Raw genomic sequence first — 21,402 nt, 5'->3', positions numbered from 1 at the left:
TGGCTGGTCATTGCAATCGCCCCATGAAACGGGACCGCCACCTTAGCGCCGCGTCTCCACCCCTGTCGAGGGAAGGGTCTGGGATATCTGTAAGCACCCGTTCACCCGCTCAGAGCGCGTTCAATCCATGCCCGTCTTGCCCGGCGCCCAGTAGGCCTTGGACAGGATGCGCGAGGCCGGCACACCGCGCGCCTTGAGCGCCTGGCGCGCCTGCTGGATCGACTGCGACCGGCCCGTGAGCACGAACAGCGTGCCATCGCCGCTGCGCTGTGACCACAGGTCGCCCATGGCCTGCACCCGCCGGGCCTCGTCACGCCGCTCCACCAGCAACGCCGGCGCCACACCCAGTGCCTGCAGCGCCAGCGCCGCTTCGGCGCTGGACTCCACTTCGAACACGCAGCGTGGCACGGCCCTGCCAGCCAGGGCCGCCATCAGCGCCCCGGCCAGGCCGAAGGAGGTCTCATCGCCATGCAGCACCACCGGCCCGGCGAGATCGCCCAGGGCCAGCGAGCGGTGCGGCCCGAAGACCTGGCAGGCATCGCCGGCCCGCACACGCCGCAGCCAGTCGCTGCCCGGCCCCGCGCCATGCGCGCAACCCAGGAACCGAGTGCGGCCCTGCACCGCGTCGAACACGATGGGCGTAAAGGTGCGCGCCGTGAACGGCGCGGCCACCTTGACCTGCAGCTTGTGCCCAGGCTCCCAGGCCAAGCCCTGCAGCGCCTCGCCCTCCAGCTCGACGAGCCGGAAATGCTCCGACACCCGTTCAACACCGGCCACCCGCGTGCCGCGCAGCAGCAGCCGGACGAAAGTGCGCTCCAGCAGGCCCGGCTTGCGCTGGTCCTCAATAGAGTGCATGCCGCACCTCGTGCTCGTAGTGCGCGTTGATCTGCACCACCTGCTCGTCGTCGATCTGCGTCGAGGCACTGCCCAGCCGCGTGAGCTCGGCCAGCATCTGCCCGACCGTGGGCAGGCTGGCGCGGTCCACCTGCGATCCCGGGGCCCAGAGTTTGGCGCGGTTCACCGCCTTGCCACAGTGCATGAGCACCTCGCTGATGGCCACCACCGTGGCGGTCTTGGGCGTGCGCCCGCCTTCTGCCAGCTCGGCCAGCAGCTCGGGGGCGGTGGACACCCTGCCATGGCCATTGATGCGCAGGAACACCTCCAGCCCCGGAAAGATGAACAGCATGCCCACGCGGTCATCGCGCTCCAGGTTGCGCAGTGACTCGATGCGGTTGTTGCCCGGCCAATCGGCAAAGGCCACGGTGTGCGCGTCGAGCACGTGCACGAAGCCTGGCGGGCCGCCACGCGGCGAGGCGTCGAGCCCCTGGCCGCTGCCCGTGGCCAGGCAGAAGAAGGTCGCGGCCTTGAGGTACTGTTCGTGGCAACCGATGAGGTGATCGAGCACCGCCTTCTGGATCATCTCCGACGGCGGCGCGTACAGCGCATCGAGGTCGGGGGCGTTTGCCGCCACCGGCTGTGGCACAGTCGGCTCGACCAGGGCGCGCAGTTGCGGGTCGCGGACCTTGAGTACATCAAACAGCCCCAGCGCGCGCAGCGCCGGTGCAAGGGCCTTGATGTCGCCCGTGGCCGCCGCGCGGGCCGCGGCGGTTGCACCGGGGTCCTGCAGTACCCGCGCATTGGCGAGAAAGGCCCCTACCGATCCCTTGCGGACGGTGACGCCACCCACCTCCACTTGGTTGACATGGTCTGGAAGAACGTCCTGTGCGCGCATGGGCTGGCTCCTTGTTGGTTGATGCGATGCAAACAAGAATAAGATGCATTCAATTGGCGGATGTAGACTGTATACGCCATTTGATTGCTCGAATCCGCCATTTCCAGCCCCTACCGCACCCCTCGCACCGATGTCCGACCTGCAGCTCGACCTCACCACCATCGACGCGCCCGACGGTCCGCTGGTCATTGCCCTCGCCGGCACACAGGACGGTGAGCGCATGTCCGAGCCGCACCAGCACGCGCGCGGCCAGCTCTTCGGCTCGCTGCGCGGGCTGATCTCGGTGAAGGTGGAGGATGCGCTGTGGGTCGTGCCCGCCATCCATGCCGTGTGGCTACCGCCGCACCACCTGCATGCGGCGCAATCGCATGGGCCCTTCCATGGCTGGAGCGTGTACGTCGAGCCGGCCGCCTGCCAGGGCCTGCCCGCCAGGCCCTGCACGCTGCGCACCTCGGGCCTGCTGCGCGAGGCCGTGCTGCGCGCGGCCGAATGGCCGGCGGGCCCGCTGGATGCCGGCCAGTCGCGCGTGGCCGGCGTGATCCTGGACGAAATCCGCAGCCTCCCGGTCGAGCCCCTGGGCCTGCCCCTGCCCAAGGACGCACGCCTGCTGCGCATCGCCCGCGCGCTCATCGCCGACCCTGCGGACGAACGCGACCTCACAGCCTGGGCCCGGTGGGCGGCAGTGAGCCCGCGCACGCTGAGCCGGCGCTTCGTGGAGGAAACCGGCTTCAATTTCACGGCCTGGCGGCAGCGCGCACGGCTCATGCGCTCGCTCGAGATGCTGGCCGCCGACGTGCCCGTGAACGCGATTGCGCTGGACCTGGGCTATGCCACGGCCAGCGCGTTCATCACCCTCTTTCGGCGCACCTTCGGCGAAACGCCGGCCGTGTACCGGCAGCGGCTGTAGCTCAGATCTGGACGGTGAGGTACACGCCCTCGCGCCCCACCACGGGGTCGCGCGTGGGCATGAAGATGGTGCAACCGTCGCAGGGCGAATGGATCTCCTTGTCCCCGTCCACCGCGATCAGCTCGCCCTTGGCAAAGGTCTCGAAGCCGATCACCGGCCGCGTGAAGGTGAACCGCGGCGTCTGCACCAGGTGCACCTCCAGCAGCCGAAAGCGCCGCGCGGGCGCCGCATCGGCCTGCGGCGCAATCGCATCAATGAGGCCGTGGTGCGCCAGGAAGCGCAAGGTGACATCCGTGGCCAGGTCGGCCGCCGACCGGGCGAAATGCTGCCCGCACTCCACCACCACCGCGCCTCGGCTGTCGCTGGCCGGGTCGCCGTGGCGCGCATAGGACATGACGCCCGTGCCCGGCGCCGCGCCCGGTGGCATCACCAGGTGCACCAGCGGCTTGCCCACGGCCAGGGTGAGCGCGGCATTGCGCGCGAACTCCGGGTAGACCCAGAAGGGCTGCACCGGCGCGCGCGTGGAATGGATGTCCAGGATGCTGTCGGCCGCGGCCAGCACCGGGCGCAACTCGCGCGCGCGGCGCAGCTCGGGGCTGTCTTCGCTGCCGTCCAGCATGGCGGGCGACCAGATGCGGTTGAGGTTGTGCACCAGTTGGCGGTTCTCGTACGGGCGCTCGATGTCGAAGGCCTCGTAGGCCTCCACGTTGGCAAAACCCACCGTGAGCGTACCGATCTTCGGGCGCACGCCGGTGTCGAGCAGGTGCGTGGCGGCGACCATGCCGCAGATCTCGTTGCCGTGGGTCAGCGCGTTGATGAGCACATGCGGGCCGGGCAGGCCCGACTCGAAGCGGTGCACGTACTCGATGCCGGTGTTGCCCTGGCGGTAGGCCGACAGGTCGCGCGGCAGCACCTCCAACGGCGAATTGTCGGGCGCGAAGGCCGCTCGCTCCATCTCCTTATTCACCGCGGATGCCAAGGCGCTTGACCAGATCGCCATACACCGCCAGGCGCTCGCCCATCATGGCGGTGAACTGGGCGGACGACAGGGCCTCGGGCGCGAGCATGCCGCGTGTCTGCAGCGCCTCCACCATGGCGGGCTGTTCGGCCACCGTGCGCACGGCCTTGTACAGGGCGGCCTGCACTTCGGGCGGCGTCTTGGCCGGGGCGGCCAGGCCGATCCATGAGGTGGCGTTGCTCAGGGGGAAGCCCAGCTCTTCCAGCGTGGGTACGTCGGGCAACACGGCCAGGCGCGTGGGCGCCGCCACCGCCAGCGCGCGCAGCTTGCCGGCCTGGATCTGCGGCAGGAAGGGACCCAGGTTGTCGAGGCCGAACTGCACCTCATTGGCGACCAGGGCCGTGATCATCGGGCCGCCGCCCTTGTAGGGCACGTGCACGGCGTCGATCTGCGTGGTGCTCTTGAACAGCTCCACATTGAGCTGGCCCATGCTGCCTGGCCCGGCGCTGCAGTAGTTGAGCTTGCCGGGGTTGGCCTTCACGTGGGCGATGAACTCCTTGACCGTCCTGGCCGGCACGGCCGGGTTCATCACCAGCACATTGGGCGTGCGCGCCAGTTGGGCGATGGAGGCGAAGTCCTTGATCGGGTCGTAACCCACGTTCGCCTGCGTGAGCGGGTTGGCCAGGTGCGAGCTTTGCGAGGACACGACCAGCGTGTAGCCATCAGGCTTGGCGCGCGCCACCTGGGCGCTGGCGATGGAGCCGCCAGCGCCGGCCCGGTTGTCCACCACCACCGAGGTGCCCAGCGCCTTGGCCAGCGGTTCGGCATAGAGGCGCGCGATCAGGTCCACCGAGCCCCCGGCAGGGAACGGCACCACCAGCGTGACCGGGCGGGACGGGAAGGCCTGCGCCTGCGCGCCCAGCGGCAGTGCAGCAGCCAGGCCCGCGCCCAGCAGGGTGCGGCGGCTCAACGGAAGAACGGTGGACAGCTTTGTCATGGGAATTCCAGTGGACAGGTTGCAGGAGGGAGGCCGTTTATGGCAGTTTTTTTGAAGATATTCTTGCATTTCAAAAAATATTTTGCAACGATATCTCCAAAAATTCAGCCACTGCCGATCTGCGCACAATCGACCCATGGCCACGACCAACCTGAACCAACGCATCGCCAGCTACGGCAAGAAACTCACCAAGAGCGAGCAGCGCCTGGTGGCCGCGCTGCAGGAGCGCTACCCGCAGGGCCTGCTCGAATCGGCCACCCAGCTCGCGCGGCAGGTGGGCACCAGTGCCTCCACCGTGGTGCGGCTGCTCACCAAGCTGGGCTATGGGAGCTACGCCGAGGCGCAGATGGAGGCCCGTTCGGAAGTGACGGCCCTGCTCGCCACGCCGGGCACGCGGGCCGATGCGGTCATCGGCGACGACACCTCCATCCGCTCCTGCCTGGACAATGTGCTGCTGCACGACCAGCACAACCTGGCCACCACCTTTGCCGCGCTGGATGTGGCGGCCTTCGAGGCCACGGTGCGCCTGCTCACGCAGCGCAAGGCGCGCGTGCACCTGCTGGGACAGCGCCATGGCACCCCCATTGCCGGCCACCTTGCGCTGCACCTGAACATGTGCCTGCCCGAGGTGCGCCTGATGGCGGCCACCAGCCCCTTGTTCATCGAAGACGAGATGCTCTGGCTGGGCGAGCACGACGTGCTGCTGGCCCCCACCTTCCGCCGCCACTCGCTGGCCATCGCCCGCGCCGCCAAATACTTCCGGGAGCAAGGCGCCAAGGTGGTGCTGATGACCGACGACCCCACGGCGCCCGCAGTCGCCTCGGCCGACCACGTGCTGCTGGTGCGCACTTCGAGCGCCTCGCCGTTCGACTCGTACACGGCCGCGCTGTCGGTTGCCAACGCGCTCGTGATGGCCGTGGCGCAGCGCCGCAAGAAGGAGCTGGGCGCCGCATTGGAGCGGGGAGAAGCCCTGTGGGCCAAGCACTGGAAGGAAGGCGCCGCCTGAAAGTTGCCCCGAGGGAACTCCCCGCACGCCGCATGCATCCCATGGCGATGCACACCCCCACCCTGCCCCGGCGCACCGTCGCCGCTGCCCTGGTCGCCGCCCCCGCGCTCTGGCTGGGCGTGCGCGCCCAGCCCGTTGCCGCACGCATCGCCACGCCGTCGCAGACCGAGGGCCCCTTCTACCCCGTGCGCCTGCCCGACGATGCGGACCATGACCTGCTGCGCAACGGCCGGCTGACCTACCGGGGCGGCCAGCCCGCCTGGGTCGAGGGCACGGTGACCGACCTGGCCGGCCAACCGGTGCGCGGCGCCCAGGTGGAGATCTGGCAATGCGATGAAAAAGGCCACTACCACCACCCGGGCGATGGCGGCAAGGCCGACGCCGCCTTCCAGGGCTTTGGCCGGGTGACCGTGGGGCAGGATGGCAGCTACCGCTTTCGCACCATCCGCCCCGTGCCGTACAGCGGGCGCACGCCCCACGTGCACTTCAAGGTGCGCCTGGGGCAGCGCGAGTTGCTGACCACGCAGCTCTACGTGGCGGGCGATGCGGGCAATGCGCGCGATTTCCTGTGGCGCAACCTGCCCGAGGCGGGGCGCGATGCACTCACCGTGCCGTTCACGCGCGGGTCCGACGGGCTGCAGGCGCGCTTTCCCATCGTGGTCGCCGCCTGATCACTCACTTGCGGCGGTAGAACACCATGCCGCCATGGTGCAGCTCGTCCGGGTTCACGAACACGCCGTCGGCCGTGAAGCCCGTGTCGTCCCAGTAGTCGATGCGATTGCCCCGCACCTCGTACCGGCCCTGGTAGGCGCTCTGGCGGGTGCCACGCGCTTCGTCATAGCGGCCACTGGGCAGCAGTTCCTGGCGGATATGGCCGTCGGCCGTCACCCACATGCCGTGGTACCTTGAGGCGTCTGTGGGCGTTGCGGCCAGCGCGGGCCGGGCTGCCGCCATGGCAGCCAGCACCGAGCCTGCCAGTACCAGCGCCATGGCGGGGTGGGAAAAGACGTTGTTCATCATGGAATCTCCTGTGGGGTATCAGATATTCGTTGCGCCGCACGCCACGCGCGACGCATGAAACTGGCGCCGCCCAAGCCAGTGCCCCAGCGCAAGGGCCGCCCCGCCGCGAAGGCGGCGTATTCAGCGCCTGCGCTGGGGGCGTCCCCCTCCCGGATTGCGAAGCAATATGAGAGAGGGGTGAAGGCGCGAAGCGGCTCAGGGAATGCTTCACCTCAGGCGCGCCGCTGCACCAGGGAATCGCCAAAGATCAGCCGCTGCGGCATCGGCATGCCGATGAAGCGCGCGGGGAAGATGGGCGCAATGGCGCTGGCCTCGGTCAGCCGCGCCAGTTGCTCGGGCGCCAGCCGCAGGCCCAGCGCGCCGATGTTGTCGCGCGCCTGCTCCAGCGTGCGCGCGCCCATCACAGGGGCCGTCACGGCAGGGTTGGCCAGGGTCCAGGCAATCGCCACCTGCGAGGCGCTGGCCCCCACCTCCCGGGCTACGTCCTGCACCACCTCGGCAATGCCCAGCGCGCGCTCGGTCATGTGGCCCGATGAGGCGATCACACCCTTGCGTGACGGCGATACGCCGGCCTCGGCCTGCTGCGCCAGGTCGGCGCGCGTGTACTTGCCGGCCAGCAGGCCGCCACCCAGCGGCGACCATGGCAGCACGCCCAGGCCCAGTGCGGCCGCCATGGGGATCAGCTCGTGCTCCACCGTGCGCTCCACCAGGCTGTATTCGATCTGAAGGGCCACCAGCGGCGCCCAGCCGCGCAGATCGGCCAGGGTCTGCAGGCGGGCGATCTGCCAGGCCGGCGTGTTGCAGATGCCCACGTACAGCACCTTGCCCGAGCGCACCAGGTCATCCAGGCCGCGCATCACTTCCTCCGGCGAGGTGGTGAAGTCCCAGGCGTGCAGGTACAGCAGCTCGATGCGGTCGGTATCGAGCTGGCGCAGGCTGGCCTCGACCGAGCGCACCAGGTTCATGCGGTGGTTGCCGCCGGAGTTGGGGTCCGCCGGGTCGCGCGCCATGGTGAACTTGGTGGACAGCACCAGGCGATCCCGCTGCCCCTTGATGAGGCCGCCCAGGATGCGCTCCGATGCGCCGCCCGTGTAGTTGACCGACGTGTCGATGAAATTACCGCCCTGCTCCACATACAGGTCGAAGATGCGGCGCGACTCGTCGCCATCTGCCCCCCAGCCCCAGTCGGTGCCGAAGGTCATGGTGCCCAAGGCCATGGGCGAGACGCGCATGCCCGATCGTCCGAGCAGGCGGTAGTGATTGAGTGCGTTGGGTGTGGTCATGAGGCTTTCCTTTCAAGCGAAATTGCTGGAACGGAGTGTTGCCGCGACCGCCCAGGAGGGCGTAGAACGTTCGTCCGCGGTTCTTGCACGATCCTCCAGGCGCCCTGCACACCGGGCGGCTCTGGGTGGACAATGCCGGCATGCAGACGCCGCTCAACTCCCTTGCCGACCTTCTGGCCCGCCATACGGCCAGCGACGGCATCCACGCCAGCGCCATCCCCGGCGTGGGACTGATCCGCACCTCGGCCCCCACCATGCCCATGCCCGTGGTGTACGAGCCCACGCTGTGCCTGGTGGCCCAGGGCCGCAAGCGCGCGGTGCTGGGCACCACCAGCTACGTCTACGACGCGGCGCAGTACCTGGTGGCGTCGGTGGACCTGCCGGTGATGGGCTCGGTGATCGAGGCCAGCGCCGAGCGCCCCTACCTGTGCCTGGTGCTCGACCTGGACATGGCGCGCCTGAGCGAGCTGGCCCTGCGCCACCCCGTGCCCAATGAGGAAGCGGGGGCACCGGCGCGCGGTATTGCGCTGAGCCAGACCACGCCCGAGCTGCTCGATGCGGCCGTGCGCCTGGTGTCGCTGCTCGATGCGCCGCAGGACATTGCCGAACTTGCGCCCCTGGTGCAACGTGAGATCTTCTACCGCCTGCTCACCGGGCCGGGCAATGCCCTCGTGCGCCAGCTGGCCCAAGCCGACAGCCGGCTCAACCAGATCGCCCGCGCCATCGCCTGGATACGCGGGCGCTACACCGAGGCCTGGAGCATTGATGACCTGGCCGAGGTGGCGGGCATGAGCAAATCGAGCTTCCACGCCCACTTCAAGGCCGTCACCTCGATGAGCCCGCTGGAGTTCCGCACCCAGCTGCGCCTGCAGGAGGCGCGGCGCATGATGGTGGCCGAGGCCATGGATGCCGCCAGCGCAGGCTTTCACGTGGGCTACGAGAGCCCTTCGCAGTTCAGCCGCGACTATGGGCGCGCCTTCGGCCTGCCGCCGGCCAAGGATGCGCAGCGGCTGCGCATGGCCACAGGCTGAGCGCCTACCCGCCCCGCAGGTTCCCCGGCAGTGCGCGCAGTGCCTCGCTGACTTCACGCCCCCAGTCCTGGTACCAATCCGGGTGGCGCGTGGCGAAGTCAGCCAGCACGCAGTCGAGCATGACATCGCCGGCCAGCCAGGCCAGGGCCAAGGTGAGCCTGCTCGGGCGCAGCACGCCCGGCGTGTCGTCCGGGTGCAGCGCAGCATGCAGCACGCCGTCGGCCGTGGAGCAGGCGTCCAGCGTGGGCAGGATTTCGTCGTCCAGGTATTCGAACAGGCCATCGATCAGCCGGTCCACGTACTCGGCATTGCGCAAGGCCCCGCCGATGCTCAGCGGCTCGTTGCCGGAATCGCGCATGAAGGCGGCCATGCCACGGTACTCGCGGCCACGCACCTGGATCTGCTTGACGCCGCCACAGGCTTCGCGCACGGCGTCGGGCAGGTCCGGCAGAACAGCCGCCACCACACTGCACGACAGGCGGTCCTGAGAGGCAGAAAAGCTGATCTCGATGCTCTGCGTTCCCACTGGCACGGTGCGTTCGGCCACCAGCGGAATCGCGTCACGCCAAAGCTCGCCACGCTTGAGGCCAAAACCCAGCGCCTCGAACCGCGGCCGCCATGCCGCCTCGCAGCGCTCCAGCACTGCCTCGCGCTCTGCCGGGCCGATGCGGGATGGCGGCATGGCGCCATCGCCCCAGTCCATGCGCGCAATGCCGTCCAAGGTGAGCACATAGCCGAACGGCAGATACAGGCGTGCCGCCTGGTCGTCGTAGACGCTCAGACCGAGCGCCGTGGCGCTCTGCACCAGCACCTGCTGAAAATTCTCCGGCCCGTCGAACAGCAGGCCGTAGGTGCGCTCCCGGTGCTCGGGGTCTATGGGGGATTCGATCCACTCCATGGGCGTACCCAGCGCCGCCATGCGCGATTCCACCTCGTCATGGAGACGCTTCCATTTTGCGGACCGGGGCGAAGGCCGATCGGAAAGGTACTCATGCAAACGATCCGCCGCCGTCAGGCTGGTCGGTTCGGGGTGCTCCCAGATGTGGACCACGTAGCTCATTGGATATGCCTCCACTGCAACAGCGATGCGCCGCATTGTCGCTGAAGCCCCCATCCTTTCCGGATTGTTGTGCCTGCGCATGGCTGAAGGCCGCCCTGGCGCATCGGCCCGGTATGTCACAGCACTGTCATCAAAGCCGCGCAGCATGGTATCGTAACCAATGCTTACAACCCCCCCTGCCAATTGGCAGGCCGCGTCGAAATTCCGCGCCCGTCGCGGTGCAACACCGTGACGGAGCCCTGCGATGAACTGGACGGAACACCTAGCCCACCAGTCCCCGGTGTCGCTGACCGGCCTGCAAGGTAGCCGCAACACCGGGGCGCCGACGGCATGGTCGCGCAACTGCTGAGCTGGCAGACCGACCCACCGCACGCTCCTCGCCCATGCCTCTTGCGGAACGACTTTTCACAGCGGCCTGGACCGTAGCGGTCGTGCTGCTGTTCGCCCTGTCGCAACGGGCACACGAACACGGCGCGCAGCTGTTCTTCGACAACGCCACGTGGCTTACCGCCTTCAGCCTGTCGGCCTTTCTGGCCTGGCGCGGCTGCCGGCAGGCGGCACCGGCCGACCGCGCGCTGCGCACGGGGCTTTTTGCCGGAGCGCTGCTGATCACCCTGGGGCAGGTCGTGTGGATCGTGCAGGTGGCGCTGGACTGGAACCCGTTTCCGGCCCCGGCCGACCTGTTCTTTCTCACGGCCGGGCCGCTGTGGGCCGCCACGGTGCTGCGTGCCGCCTTCACGCGGCTGGCCCCGGGCCGGGCCTACCCCGCTGCGTTGGATTTTGGCGGCGCGGTGCTGGCACTGCTGGCCTTCACCCTCATCATCTACCTGGTCTACCTGCCCGCCGGCGCCATTGGCGAGTTTGCCGTGGCTGCGGTGGTGGTGCTCTACCCAGTGAGCTTTCTCACGGCGGCCGGCGTGATGGCGCTGGCTGTGCCGCTGGTCGGTGCCCGGCTGACGCGTCCGCACCTGCTGGTCCTGCTGGGCATGCTGGGATACGGCCTCAGCTGGATGAACTGGAACGTGGAACTGCTCGACGGCAGCCTGCGCCCCGGAGCCCCGCTGACCAACGGCGTTTACAGCCTGTCGGCGCTGGCCTTCGGCTGGGGCACGCGTTGGCTGCGCCTGGAAGCATCCAGCGCCCCCGGCTACCGCCGCCACTGCGACCAACTGATGAACTACCTGCCACTGGTGTCCATGACACTTGCGGCCGCCACGCTGGCGTGGCTGTTCCTGGGCGCCCACAGCGAGCGGCGCGCCGAGCAGTGGCTGGTACTGGCCTGCTGCCTGCTGGTGCTGGTGCTGGCGGCGCTGCGCCAGGCCTCATGGCTGAGCCTGATCGAGCGCCTGCGCCATATCGAAGCCGCCGTGCTGCGCAACGAGGAGCAGTTGTACCGCGTGGCCAATTTCGACGCGCTGACCGGCCTGCCCAACCGCTATTTCTTCGAGGATGCGCTGGAGCGCGCCGTGGCCGAGGCGGGGCGCGGCGCCTTGCCGTCTGATCGCCGCATCGCCCTGCTGCTGGTGGACCTGGACGACTTCAGGAGCTTTGACGAAGCCTACGGCCGCAGCGCCGGTGACGCGTTGCTGCGCGAGGCTGCCCGGCGGCTGAGCGAGCTGCTGGCCGGGCAAGGCCTGCTGGCACGGCTGGCCGACGACCAGTTCATGGTGATGGTGCAGCGCCCGGCCTCGCGCACCCTGCTGGCCCAGCAGGCGGTGGCCCTGGTCGAGGGGCTGGGGCGGCCCTGGAACCTGGCCAGCCTGGGCGAGCAGTTCATGGGCGCCAGCATCGGCATCAGCATGTTCCCGGAGGACGCTGCCTCCAGCGCCGAGCTGGTGCAGCACGCCCACTCCGCGCTGCGCGCCGCCAAGGGCGCAGGGCGTGCCACGTACCGCTTCTACATCGAAGAGTTCACGCAGATCACCAGCCGGCGCATGGAACTGCGCCGGCGCCTGCACAGCGCGCTGCGCAATGGCGAATTCACGCTGGCCTACCAGCCCCAGCTGGACCACCAGCGCCGCACCGTGGGCGCCGAGGCGCTGCTGCGCTGGTCGGTGGATGGCCGCGCCGTGCCGCCCGACGAGTTCATCCCCATGGCTGAAGAGAGCGGACTGATCGTGCCCATCGGCCTGTGGGTGTTCGAGCAGACCTGCCGCCAGATCGCGCAGTGGCGGGCACAGGGCCTGCGCCTGCCGCGCATCTCGGTCAACGTATCGGGCATCCAGCTGCGCGAGCCGGGCTTTGCCCAGGCGCTGCTGGACGCGGCACGGCGCGAGGGCGTGGCGCCGGACGCGCTGATCCTGGAGATCACCGAGTCGCAGCTGCTCGACGAATCGGTCTACGCCACCGCGCACGCGCTGCGCAACGCGGGCTTCGCGCTGTCCATCGACGACTTCGGCACCGGGCACTCGTCGCTGGTCAAGCTCAAGCGCCTGCCGGTGGGCGAGCTCAAGATCGACCAGGCCTTTGTGCGCGACATCGTGCAGGACACCAACGACTGGGAGATCTGCGCCACCGTCAACGCCCTGGCCCGCACCCTGGGCCTGCACGTGGTGGCCGAGGGCGTGGAGACCGAGGAGCAGTTCGGCCTGCTGGCCGGCATGGGCTGCCAGCGTTTTCAGGGCTGGCTGTTTGCCAAGGCCATCCCCCCGGAGCAGTTGGCGCAGCACTGGCTGCTGCGCACCGCCGGCACCGCCGAAGTGGAATGATCCTGAGCGCCTGGCGGCGGCGCTCCGCGCAGGCCCCACTCAGCCCGCGCTGCCGGGCAGTTCCACCTCGCCGCTCACCGGTGGCACCGGTGCCTGGGCGCGCCGCGGCGCCAGGGCCTGCACGAACTGGCGCGTGGCGGCCTCCCAGTTGAACTGCTCGGCATGGCGGCGCACCGGCTCGCGCGGCTTGTGCAGCGCCGCCAGGCAGGCGGTGCGCAGGTCGTCGTGCAGCACGCCGCCGGGCGAGTCGTTGCCCACCACGTCGATGGGGCCAGGCACCGGGTAGGCCGCCACGGGCGTGCCGCAGGCCATGGACTCGGCCATCACCAGGCCGAAGGTGTCGGTGACGCTGGGGAACACCATCACATCGGCCGTGCGGTAGACCGACGCCAGCGCCGGGCCGTCGAGCACGCCGATCCAGCGCGCCTTGGGGAACTTGGCTTTCAGCCGGGGCAGCTCGGGCCCCTCCCCTGCCACCCACTTTTCGCCGGGCAGGTCCAGCTCCAGGAACTTGTGCACCTGCTTTTCCACCGCGATGCGGCCCACGTACAAAAAGAGCGGCTCGCTGCTGCGCTCCATGCGCTCGCCCTCGGGCGAGAACAGCGACAGGTTCACCCCGCGCGACCACAGCCGCGCGCCCGTGAAGCCCCGCGCCTTCAAGTCATCGACGATGGCCGGCGTGGGCGCCACCGTGGCGCGCGCCGCGTTGTGAAAGCGCCGCAGCATGGCATAGCTCCAGCGCGTGGGCAGGCCGATGCGGGCGTGCACGTATTCCGGAAACCGGCTGTGGTACGCGGTGGTGAAAGGCCAGCCCTCGCGCAGCGCGAAGGAGCGCGCCAGCCAGCCCAGCGGCCCCTCGGTGGCGATGTGCAGGCAGTCCGGGTCGATGGCGCGGATGCGGCGGCCCACCTCGGCGCGCGTGGTCAGCGCCAGCGAGATTTCGGGGTAGGTCGGGCACGGCATGGAGCGGAAACCCTGGGGCGAGAGGATCTCCACCTCGTGCCCCATGCGCTGCAGCTCGGCGCGCGTCATCTTGAGCGTGCGCACCACGCCATTGACCTGGGGTTCCCAGGCATCGGTCACGATCAGTATCTTCATCGGCGCCTCTCTATCTCTTGCGTTGTTGCTGTCAGGGGTGTGGGGAGGGGGCGGCCTGCGCGGCATCGGGCGGCAAGGCAGTGCCGATACGGCAAGACAGGTGCCAGCGCCAGCCGGCCAGCGCCGTGCAGCCGGCCACCAGCAGGCCCAGCGCGGCAATCAGCAGGCCCGTGGTCCAGCCCAGCGCCAGCAGCAGCGTGTAGGCACCCAGCATGAGCAGCACGCTCAGGTTCTCGCTGAAGTTCTGCACCGCGATGGATTCGCCCGGGCTCAGCAGCGCATGGCCGCGGTGCTGCAGCAGCGCGTTCATGGGCACGATGAAGGCGCCCGATGCAAAGCCCACCGCTGCCAGCAGCGGAATGGCCCAGGCCACCGTGTCCACCAGCAGCATCAGCGGCACTGCCAGCCCGATCAGCACGCCCAGCGGCAGCACGCGCGGCGCCTGCGCCAGTGACACCCACCGCCCCGCCAGCGCCGCGCCCGCGGCAATGCCCACCGCCACCACGGCCTGCAGGTAGGCCGCCTGGTCCAGCCCCAGCCCAAGCGACTGCTGCGCCCAGGCCAGCACCACGAACTGCAAGGTGGCACCCGCACCCCAGAACAGCGTGGTGACCGCCAGCGACATGCCGCCCGCCCGGTCGCGCCAGAGCGTGCGCTGCGCCAGGCCAAAGCGCGACAGCAGCGCCGGCAGTTGCCAGGCCGCCGAGGCCCCCGCCGCCGGGCGCCGGGGAATGAAGCCATTGAGCAGACCCGCCGCCAGGTACACGGCCATGACGGCCAGCAACGCGGGCTGCAGCCCCGCCTGCCCCTCCTCGCCCAGGCCCCACAGGGCCGTGAAGACATCGCTCACCAGCCAGCCGCCCAGCGCCGTGCCCAGGATGATGGCGCCCACGGTGCTCACCTCCAGCCAGCCATTGGCGCGCACCAGCGCCGCGGCGGGCACGCGCTCGGTGACCAGGCCGTACTTGGCGGGCGAATAGCAGGCCGCACCCGGCCCCGCCAGGCAGAACGCCGCCAGCGGGTGCAGCCCCAGCAGCATGGCCAGCGCAGCGCCGGCCTTGAGCAGGTTGGCGGCCAGCATCACCCGCTCCTTGGGCCAGCGGTCGGCCACCACGCCCACACAGGGCGCCAGCACCACATAGGCCACGGTGAACACCAGCTTGAGCAGCGGCGCCAGCCAGGCCGCCTCGCCCATCTGCATGAGGCAGGCAATGGCCACCACGAGCAGCGCGTTGTCGGCCAGCCCCGAGACGAACTGCGCGGCGACCAGCAGGCGCACACCCTGCATGCTCATGGGGTGCGGCCTCTGGGGGTGCCACATGCGTTCATGGCCGGCCATTAGGCAGCGCGCATGTGTCGCTCGCATGACGCACCCGCCTGTCTTGCGCCCGACACGCCGCCGTCATCGCCCCGTCGCGCCCGCGCGCGACAACCGGGCCAGCAGCAACACCAGCAACAAGCACCCAACCCCCAAAGGTCGTGGCATGAAAATCGTGGTCTTCGGCGCCGGCTATGTCGGCCTGGTCTCTGCCGCCTGCTTTGCGGACATGGGCAACGACGTGGTCTGCATCGAGCGCGATGCGGCCCGCGTGAAGGCCATCGAGGACGGCCAGCTGCCCCTGTACGAACCCGGGCTTGACGCCATCGTCGAGCGCAACCTGCGCGCGCGCCGGCTGAAGCTGGCCACCAGCGCCGACCCCGGCACCCTGCGCGGTCGCCATGCGGTCTTCATCGCCGTGGGCGCGCCTTCGGCCGATGACGGCGCGGCCGACCTGTCGCAGGTGGGCGAGGTGGCGCGAACCATCGGGCGGCACATCGATCAGTACACCGTGGTGGTGAACAAATCCACCGTGCCCGTGGGCACCGCCGACGAGGTGGCGCGCACCATCCGTGGCGAGCTCGCGGCGCGCGGCGCTGAAGCCGTGCCCTTCGACGTGGTCTCAAACCCGGAATTCCTCAAGGAAGGCGCGGCGGTGCACGACGTCCAGCGCCCCGACCGCATCGTCATCGGCGCATCGTCACCGCGCGCCATCGGCGTGATGCGCGAGCTGTATGCGCCCATCTCACGGCTGCGGGACAAGCTGATCGTGATGGACCCGCGCTCCGCCGAGCTCACCAAGTACGCCGCCAATGCCATGCTGGCGCTGCGCATCTCGTTCATGAACGAAATGGCCGCCCTGGCCGACGCGCACGGCGCCGACATCGAGCAGGTGCGCATCGGCGTGGGCACCGACCCGCGCATCGGCCCGCAGTTTCTGTACCCCGGCATCGGCTTTGGCGGATCGTGCTTTCCCAAGGACCTGCGCGCCCTGGAATGGATGGCGCGGCAGGCCCAATTGACCCCACGCCTGCTGCCCGCCGTGCGCGAGGTCAACGAAGAACAGAAGCGCCTGTTGCTGCGCGAGATATCAGCCTTCTTCAACGGCCAGCTCGCCGGCCGCACCGTGGCCGTGTGGGGCCTGGCCTTCAAGCCCGAAACCGACGACGTGCGCGAAGCCCCGGGCTGCATGCTGGTGGCCGATTTGCTGGCCGCCGGTGCCCATGTGCGCGCCTACGACCCCATGGCCATGCCCAACGCGCGCACCCTGCTGGCCGCCCGCCTGTGCCCTGCCGACCTCGAGCGCCTGACCCTGGCCCCGTACGCCGACGCGGCGCTGGCCGGCGCCGACGTGCTGGCGCTGGCGACCGAGTGGAAAGAGTTCAGCAGCCCGGATTTCGCGGCCATGGCGCGGCAACTGCGCGCGGGCGCGGTGTTCGATGGGCGCAACCAGTACCGGCCGGAGACGGTGCGCAGGCATGGGCTGCGGTATTGGGGGGTGGGGAGAGGCTCAGCCGCTTGACTGTTAAGTCAGTGGTGTTGCGTCAGTGGGCTGCCTGCGCCATGGCAATGCCAGCGGCAGGCTGCCGGGCCAACTCGATGAAGGCCCGCACGTAGTCAATCGCGGTGTCCGCCTCGCGCGCCCCCAGAAAGATCTGCTTGGCGATGCCGCGCGCGCCCAGGCGCACGGGCACCACGTCCATCTTGGCGGCGTACTCTTCGACCAGCCAGCGCGGCAGGGCCGCCACGCCGCGGCCGCTGGCCACCATCTGCAGCATGATGTCGGTGGTTTCAATCGCCTTGTGGCGCTTGGGCGTGACGCCGGCCGGCAGGAGGAACTGGTTGTAGATGTCCAGGCGCTCGATATCCACAGGGTAGCTGATGAGCACCTCCTGCGTGAGCTGCTGGGGCTTGACGTAGGCCGCCTGGGCCAAGCCATGGCCCCGGGCCACGACGAGCACCTGCTCGTAGTCGAACACGGGTTCGAACCGGAGCCCCGGCTTGTGCAAGGGGTCGGGCGTGACCAGCAGGTCGATCTCGTAGCCGAACAGCGCGCCGATGCCGCCGAACTGGAATTTCTGCTTGACGTCCACATCCACGTCGGGCCAGGCGGCCAGGTAGGGCGACACCACCTTGAGCAGCCACTGGTAGCACGGGTGGCATTCCATGCCGATGCGCAGCGCACCGCGCTCGCCCTGGGCGAACTGGCCCAGGCGCTCCTCGGCCAGATCCAGTTGCGGCAGCACCCGGTTGGCCACGGCCAGCAGGTACTGGCCGGCCTGGGTCAGGCGCAGGCTGCGGCCTTCGCGCAGCCAGACATCGGTGCCCAGTTGCTGCTCCAGCTTTTTCATGCTGTGGCTCAGGGCCGACTGGGTGAGGTTGAGCACGCCCGCGGCGGCCGTGAGCGACCCTTGCTTCTCGACCTGCTGGACGATGCTCAGATGGATGCGTTCCAGCATTCTTTTGAATGAACCAAATTCATTGATTGATGAAGTAATACCATTTTACTTCATTGATTGCCGCCACTAGCATTCGATCCCATGAATGCAAACATGGCACGCCCCCTTCGCCTGGTCGCCGTTTCCGGCGGGCTGCAGCGCCCCTCCAGGTCGGCAGCCCTGGCAGAGCATCTGCTGGACCTGATCGCCGACGAACTGCCGTGCGAGCAGCGCCTGGTGGAGCTGGGCCAGATTGCGCCACAGCTGGCGGGTGCGGTATGGCGCAGCCAGTTGCCCGAGGCCGTGGAGCGGGAGCTTGCGGCGGTGGAGCAGGCCGATGTGCTGGTGGTGGCCACGCCGGTGTTTCGCGGCGCGTACACGGGGCTGTTCAAGCACTTCTTCGACTTCATTGGCCAAGACGCCCTCGTCGACAAGCCGGTGCTGCTGGCCGCCAATGGCGGCAGCGAGCGCCATGCGCTGGTGATCGACCACCAGTTGCGGCCGCTGTTCAGCTTTTTCCAGGCGCGCACCTTGCCGCTGGGGGTCTATGCGACCGACAAGGATTTTGTCGACTACCGCCTGCAAGACGAGGCCTTGATCGAGCGGGCCCGGCTGGCGGTGCAGCGGGCCTTGCCGTTGGTGGCCTTGGCGCGGCATACGCACCACGCCAGCCCAGCCCTGGCCGATGAACCGGTTACAGCCTGAAGAACAGGAACCGCATTCTTTTCCTCAAAAACCAAATCACGGGATCGCAATGAACCAAGAACCCACCTTCCACCTCAAGAGCATCCGCTTCGATGAGAACTATGAACCATCGGACAGCACGCGCATCACCACCAACTTTGCCAACCTGGCCCGGGGCCAGAGCCGCCAACAGAACCTGCGCAACACGCTGAGGATGATCGACAACCGTTTCAATGCCCTGGCGCATTGGGACAACCCCACGGCGGACCGCTACGCGGTGGAGCTGGAAATCATCTCTGTGGAGATGGGCATGGATGCCAAGGGCAGCACGGCTGCATTTCCGCTGATAGAGATACTGACCACCTGCATTCTCGACAAGAAGACGGGCAAGCGCATCGAGGGCATCGCGGGGAACAATTTCTCGTCGTACGTGCGCGACTACGACTTCAGTGTGGTGCTGCCGGGCTACAACGCCGACCGGGCAGAATTTGGCCTGCCAGACGATTTTGGCGACCTGCATGGCAAGCTGTTCAAGCAGTTTGCCAACTCCAGCGCCTACCGGCAGCGCTTTGCCAAGCCGCCCGTGATCTGTATCAGCGCATCGACCAGCAAGACCTACCAGCGCACCGGCAACCAGCACCCTGCGCTGGGCATCGAGTACCAACAGAACGAGCTGTCATCCACCGACCAGTACTTTGCCAAGATGGGCATGCAGGTGCGCTTTTTCATGCCGCCCAATGGCGTTGCGCCATTGGCCTTCTACTTCCATGGCGACCTGCTGGGTGACTACACCAACCTGGAGTTGATCGGCACCATCAGCACGATGGAGACTTTTCAGAAGATCTACCGCCCCGAGATCTACAACGCCAATTCTGCGGCCGGCAAGCTCTACCAACCGAGCCTGAAGCACCAGGACTATTCGGTGACGCAGATTGTGTATGACCGGGAAGAACGCAGCCAGCTGGCCGTAGTGCAGGGGAAGTTTGCCGAGGAGCATTTCATCAAGCCGTACAAGAACAGGCTTGAACAATGGGCCGCCAACTGCGCAGTTTGACCGCGCTTTGACCCGCGCGCCGGCGCTGCCCGCCGTCACGCGCCACCACACAACACGCCCTCCGGCTGCTCGGGCAAAATGGTTCCGAACACGCCCGCGACACCCCTATTTGCTTAAAAGGAAATCTCCGATGTTTGAAACCTCCATTGCCGGCAGCTTGCCCAAGCCTGCCTGGCTGGCCGAAACCAACAAGCTCTGGCCCCAGTGGATGGCCGAGGGCGACGCACTGCGCCAGGCCAAGGCCGACGCCACGCTGCTGTGGATCAAGGCCCAGGAGGATGCGGGCCTGGACATCGTGGGCGACGGCGAGCAGTCGCGCCAGCATTTCGTGCACGGCTTTCTGGAGCAGGTCGAGGGCATCGACTTCGAGCACAAGGTGAAGATGGGCATCCGAGACAACCGCTACGACGCGATGGTGCCGCAGGTAATTGCGGCCCTGCGCCTGAAGGGACGCGTGCATGCCTTCGAGGCCCAACTGGCACGCGCGCACACCAAAAAGAAGCTCAAGTTCACCCTGCCCGGCCCCATGACCATTGTCGATACCGTGGCCGACCGCTTCTACGGTGACAAGGTGAAGATGGCCTTTGCGTTTGCCGAATTGCTCAACCAGGAAGCCCTGGCACTGCAGGCCGACGGCGTGGACATCATCCAGTTCGACGAACCCGCCTTCAACGTCTACATGAAGGACGCCGCCGACTGGGGCGTGCAGGCGCTGGAGCGCGCGGCGCAGGGCCTGACCTGCACGACGGCGGTGCACATCTGCTACGGCTACGGCATCAAGGCCAATACCGACTGGAAGAGCACCCTGGGCGACGAATGGCGCCAGTACGAAGCCGTGTTCCCCGCGCTGGCCAAGAGCAGCATCGACCAGGTGAGCCTGGAATGCATCCATTCGCACGTGCCGCCCGACCTGATGAAGCTGCTGGCCGGCAAGGACGTGATGGTCGGCGTGATCGACGTGGCCAGCGACGTGGTCGAAACCCCCGAGGAAGTAGCCGACACCATCGCCAAGGCGCTGGAGTTTGTGCCCAAGGAGCGGCTGTTCCCCTGCACGAACTGTGGCCTGGCACCGATGGGGCGCGATGTGGCGTGGCGCAAGCTGCAGGCGTTGGCAGAGGGCACGAAGCTGGCGAAGGAGCGGCTCGCTGCGGCGTGACGCCAGCGGGCTGTTGCGCACAGCCATCCTGTTGGTGCCGGCAGTGGCGCGGCTATTGCGCGCGGGTTCGGTGTTCAGTGCGCGCAACATGTGCCGGCCGGTGGCAGTGCGATAGCACGGGTTGGGGTATGGGGAAGCGGGCGAGGGGCCCGTGTCTGAAGCCTTCAGTTGGCGAGCGCAGTGAAGATAAAAAACCCCGACCGCGCTCAGCAACGGTTCGCCGCGCGCAGCAAGGCGTTGCACGACGCGGGAGCGGGAGCAGTGGTAGCAGCGCCGCCACCACCCTGCCCTGCCATGGCCGTGCAGATCGCATCCGACTGCGGCGTCTGGCCGAAGGTCATCGCTTTTGTGAACTGCGAGGGCGAATACATGTAGCAGGAGTAGCTGGCCCCCTCGCGCGTGCGAACGCGGTAGTTGATGCGGCCGTTGCTGCCTTCTTCCTTCTGCTGGTCGGTGATGGTGAAGGTGCCGACCTCGCGGCCAATGGCCTGCGATGTGCGCTGCTCGATGCCTTGCTGCGTGACGGTGGTGCCGCAGCCGCACAGGACCAGGAGGGATGCGGCGCAGGCTGAGAAGGTTCGCGGAAAGGTCATGGGCATGGTTTCGAAGGAAGATGAGATGGCGAATGGCCAGTTGCATTGCGTATTGCCCTGCGAGAGAGAGCAACACGGTCCAGCCCATTGTGGAAGCGCATCGCGGGCTCGGGAACCCTACCGAGGTATGGGTTCCGGTATGGGCTAGCCGCGCTGACGATCGTGCGCGAGGTCTCCGGCTGCATGCTGGTGGCCGACCTGCCGGCCGCCGGCGCCACGTGCGCGCCTACGACCCGATGGCCATGCCCGATGCCCGTATGGGAACCTCTCAAAACCCACCCCCTCAATCTTGAGTCCCCCGCCACAGTCCGAGCCACCGCATGATCACGCCCCGCAGCGCCTTGAAGTTCGACCTCTTT

At 68.2% G+C, this 21,402-nt stretch carries 20 protein-coding genes; 9 read left to right on the top strand and 11 right to left on the bottom strand.

Annotation, left to right across the window (positions count from 1 at the left end):
• Nucleotides 1-120: 120 nt before the first annotated feature.
• A complete protein-coding gene (locus AC07X5_RS29655; protein ID WP_494773055.1) occupies nt 121-855 on the bottom strand; it encodes a siderophore-interacting protein in 735 nt (244 codons plus the stop codon).
• Complete coding sequence (locus AC07X5_RS29650; RefSeq protein ID WP_494773079.1) at nt 842-1,498, bottom strand: MSMEG_1061 family FMN-dependent PPOX-type flavoprotein; 657 nt, start codon at nt 1,496-1,498, stop codon at nt 842-844. Before AC07X5_RS29650 ends, AC07X5_RS29655 begins: the two co-directional genes overlap by 14 nt.
• Before the next feature lie 364 nt (nt 1,499-1,862).
• Here AC07X5_RS29650 and AC07X5_RS29645 point away from each other — a divergent pair, with 364 nt between their 5' ends.
• A complete protein-coding gene (locus AC07X5_RS29645) occupies nt 1,863-2,639 on the top strand; it encodes an AraC family transcriptional regulator (protein ID WP_494773054.1) in 777 nt (258 codons plus the stop codon).
• 1 nt (nt 2,640) lies between these two features.
• On the opposite strand, the gene AC07X5_RS29640 is transcribed toward AC07X5_RS29645, so the two are convergent.
• Nucleotides 2,641-3,594, bottom strand: a complete 954-nt coding sequence (locus AC07X5_RS29640; protein WP_494773053.1) for a M14 family metallopeptidase — start codon at nt 3,592-3,594, stop codon at nt 2,641-2,643.
• A gap of 4 nt (nt 3,595-3,598) precedes the next feature.
• Nucleotides 3,599-4,594 (bottom strand): Bug family tripartite tricarboxylate transporter substrate binding protein, encoded by a 996-nt coding sequence (locus AC07X5_RS29635; protein ID WP_494773052.1) that lies wholly within the window; start codon nt 4,592-4,594, stop codon nt 3,599-3,601.
• A 136-nt stretch (nt 4,595-4,730) separates the two neighbouring features.
• On the opposite strand from AC07X5_RS29635, the gene AC07X5_RS29630 reads away from it, so the two are divergent.
• Nucleotides 4,731-5,600: a MurR/RpiR family transcriptional regulator gene (locus AC07X5_RS29630; protein WP_494773051.1), complete on the top strand. Its 870-nt coding sequence runs from the start codon at nt 4,731-4,733 to the stop codon at nt 5,598-5,600.
• A 41-nt stretch (nt 5,601-5,641) separates the two neighbouring features.
• The gene (locus tag AC07X5_RS29625; protein ID WP_494773050.1) at nt 5,642-6,271 is read left to right on the top strand and encodes a dioxygenase family protein; all 630 of its coding nucleotides are present in this window, start codon (nt 5,642-5,644) and stop codon (nt 6,269-6,271) included.
• Nucleotides 6,272-6,275: 4 nt separating this feature from the next.
• On the opposite strand, the gene AC07X5_RS29620 is transcribed toward AC07X5_RS29625, so the two are convergent.
• Together AC07X5_RS29620 and AC07X5_RS29615 are read right to left on the bottom strand one after the other, a co-directional pair.
• On the bottom strand, nt 6,276-6,620 hold the full coding sequence (locus AC07X5_RS29620; RefSeq protein ID WP_409955977.1) for an Atu4866 domain-containing protein: 345 nt from the start codon (nt 6,618-6,620) through the stop codon (nt 6,276-6,278).
• A gap of 212 nt (nt 6,621-6,832) precedes the next feature.
• A complete protein-coding gene (locus tag AC07X5_RS29615; RefSeq protein ID WP_409955978.1) occupies nt 6,833-7,903 on the bottom strand; it encodes an aldo/keto reductase in 1,071 nt (356 codons plus the stop codon).
• 83 nt (nt 7,904-7,986) lie between these two features.
• On the opposite strand from AC07X5_RS29615, the gene AC07X5_RS29610 reads away from it, so the two are divergent.
• Nucleotides 7,987-8,934, top strand: a complete 948-nt coding sequence (locus AC07X5_RS29610) for an AraC family transcriptional regulator (RefSeq protein WP_494773049.1) — start codon at nt 7,987-7,989, stop codon at nt 8,932-8,934.
• 4 nt (nt 8,935-8,938) lie between these two features.
• Here the strand turns inward: AC07X5_RS29610 and AC07X5_RS29605 are convergent, their stop codons facing one another.
• The gene (locus tag AC07X5_RS29605) at nt 8,939-9,994 is read right to left on the bottom strand and encodes a hypothetical protein (RefSeq protein ID WP_494773048.1); all 1,056 of its coding nucleotides are present in this window, start codon (nt 9,992-9,994) and stop codon (nt 8,939-8,941) included.
• Between the two features lie 383 nt (nt 9,995-10,377).
• On the opposite strand from AC07X5_RS29605, the gene AC07X5_RS29600 reads away from it, so the two are divergent.
• Nucleotides 10,378-12,702: a putative bifunctional diguanylate cyclase/phosphodiesterase gene (locus AC07X5_RS29600; RefSeq protein ID WP_494773047.1), complete on the top strand. Its 2,325-nt coding sequence runs from the start codon at nt 10,378-10,380 to the stop codon at nt 12,700-12,702.
• 39 nt (nt 12,703-12,741) lie between these two features.
• Here AC07X5_RS29600 and AC07X5_RS29595 read toward each other — a convergent pair whose 3' ends face one another.
• A complete protein-coding gene (locus AC07X5_RS29595; RefSeq protein WP_409955981.1) occupies nt 12,742-13,800 on the bottom strand; it encodes a glycosyltransferase family 4 protein in 1,059 nt (352 codons plus the stop codon).
• 31 nt (nt 13,801-13,831) lie between these two features.
• Complete coding sequence (lplT, locus tag AC07X5_RS29590) at nt 13,832-15,094, bottom strand: lysophospholipid transporter LplT (RefSeq protein ID WP_494773046.1); 1,263 nt, start codon at nt 15,092-15,094, stop codon at nt 13,832-13,834.
• 190 nt (nt 15,095-15,284) lie between these two features.
• On the opposite strand from lplT, the gene AC07X5_RS29585 reads away from it, so the two are divergent.
• Entirely contained in the window at nt 15,285-16,640 is a 1,356-nt protein-coding gene (locus AC07X5_RS29585) for a UDP-glucose dehydrogenase family protein (RefSeq protein WP_494773045.1), read from the top strand.
• A gap of 22 nt (nt 16,641-16,662) precedes the next feature.
• Here the strand turns inward: AC07X5_RS29585 and AC07X5_RS29580 are convergent, their stop codons facing one another.
• Nucleotides 16,663-17,577, bottom strand: a complete 915-nt coding sequence (locus AC07X5_RS29580) for a LysR family transcriptional regulator (RefSeq protein ID WP_494773044.1) — start codon at nt 17,575-17,577, stop codon at nt 16,663-16,665.
• A 93-nt stretch (nt 17,578-17,670) separates the two neighbouring features.
• Here AC07X5_RS29580 and msuE point away from each other — a divergent pair, with 93 nt between their 5' ends.
• From msuE to AC07X5_RS29565, 3 genes are all read left to right on the top strand, one after another.
• On the top strand, nt 17,671-18,261 hold the full coding sequence (gene msuE / locus AC07X5_RS29575) for an FMN reductase (protein WP_494773043.1): 591 nt from the start codon (nt 17,671-17,673) through the stop codon (nt 18,259-18,261).
• A gap of 49 nt (nt 18,262-18,310) precedes the next feature.
• Nucleotides 18,311-19,294: a DUF1852 domain-containing protein gene (locus AC07X5_RS29570; RefSeq protein ID WP_494773042.1), complete on the top strand. Its 984-nt coding sequence runs from the start codon at nt 18,311-18,313 to the stop codon at nt 19,292-19,294.
• Between the two features lie 130 nt (nt 19,295-19,424).
• On the top strand, nt 19,425-20,450 hold the full coding sequence (locus AC07X5_RS29565; protein ID WP_494773041.1) for a methionine synthase: 1,026 nt from the start codon (nt 19,425-19,427) through the stop codon (nt 20,448-20,450).
• A gap of 206 nt (nt 20,451-20,656) precedes the next feature.
• Here the strand turns inward: AC07X5_RS29565 and AC07X5_RS29560 are convergent, their stop codons facing one another.
• Nucleotides 20,657-21,043 (bottom strand): hypothetical protein, encoded by a 387-nt coding sequence (locus tag AC07X5_RS29560; protein ID WP_494773040.1) that lies wholly within the window; start codon nt 21,041-21,043, stop codon nt 20,657-20,659.
• Between the last annotated feature and the right edge of the window lie 359 nt (nt 21,044-21,402).

Source organism: Acidovorax sp. GW458-11-26-14-TSB4 (assembly GCF_059423865.1).
The sequence above is the reverse complement of the archived record's forward strand: the minus strand, read 5'-3'. Positions and strand labels throughout refer to the sequence as shown.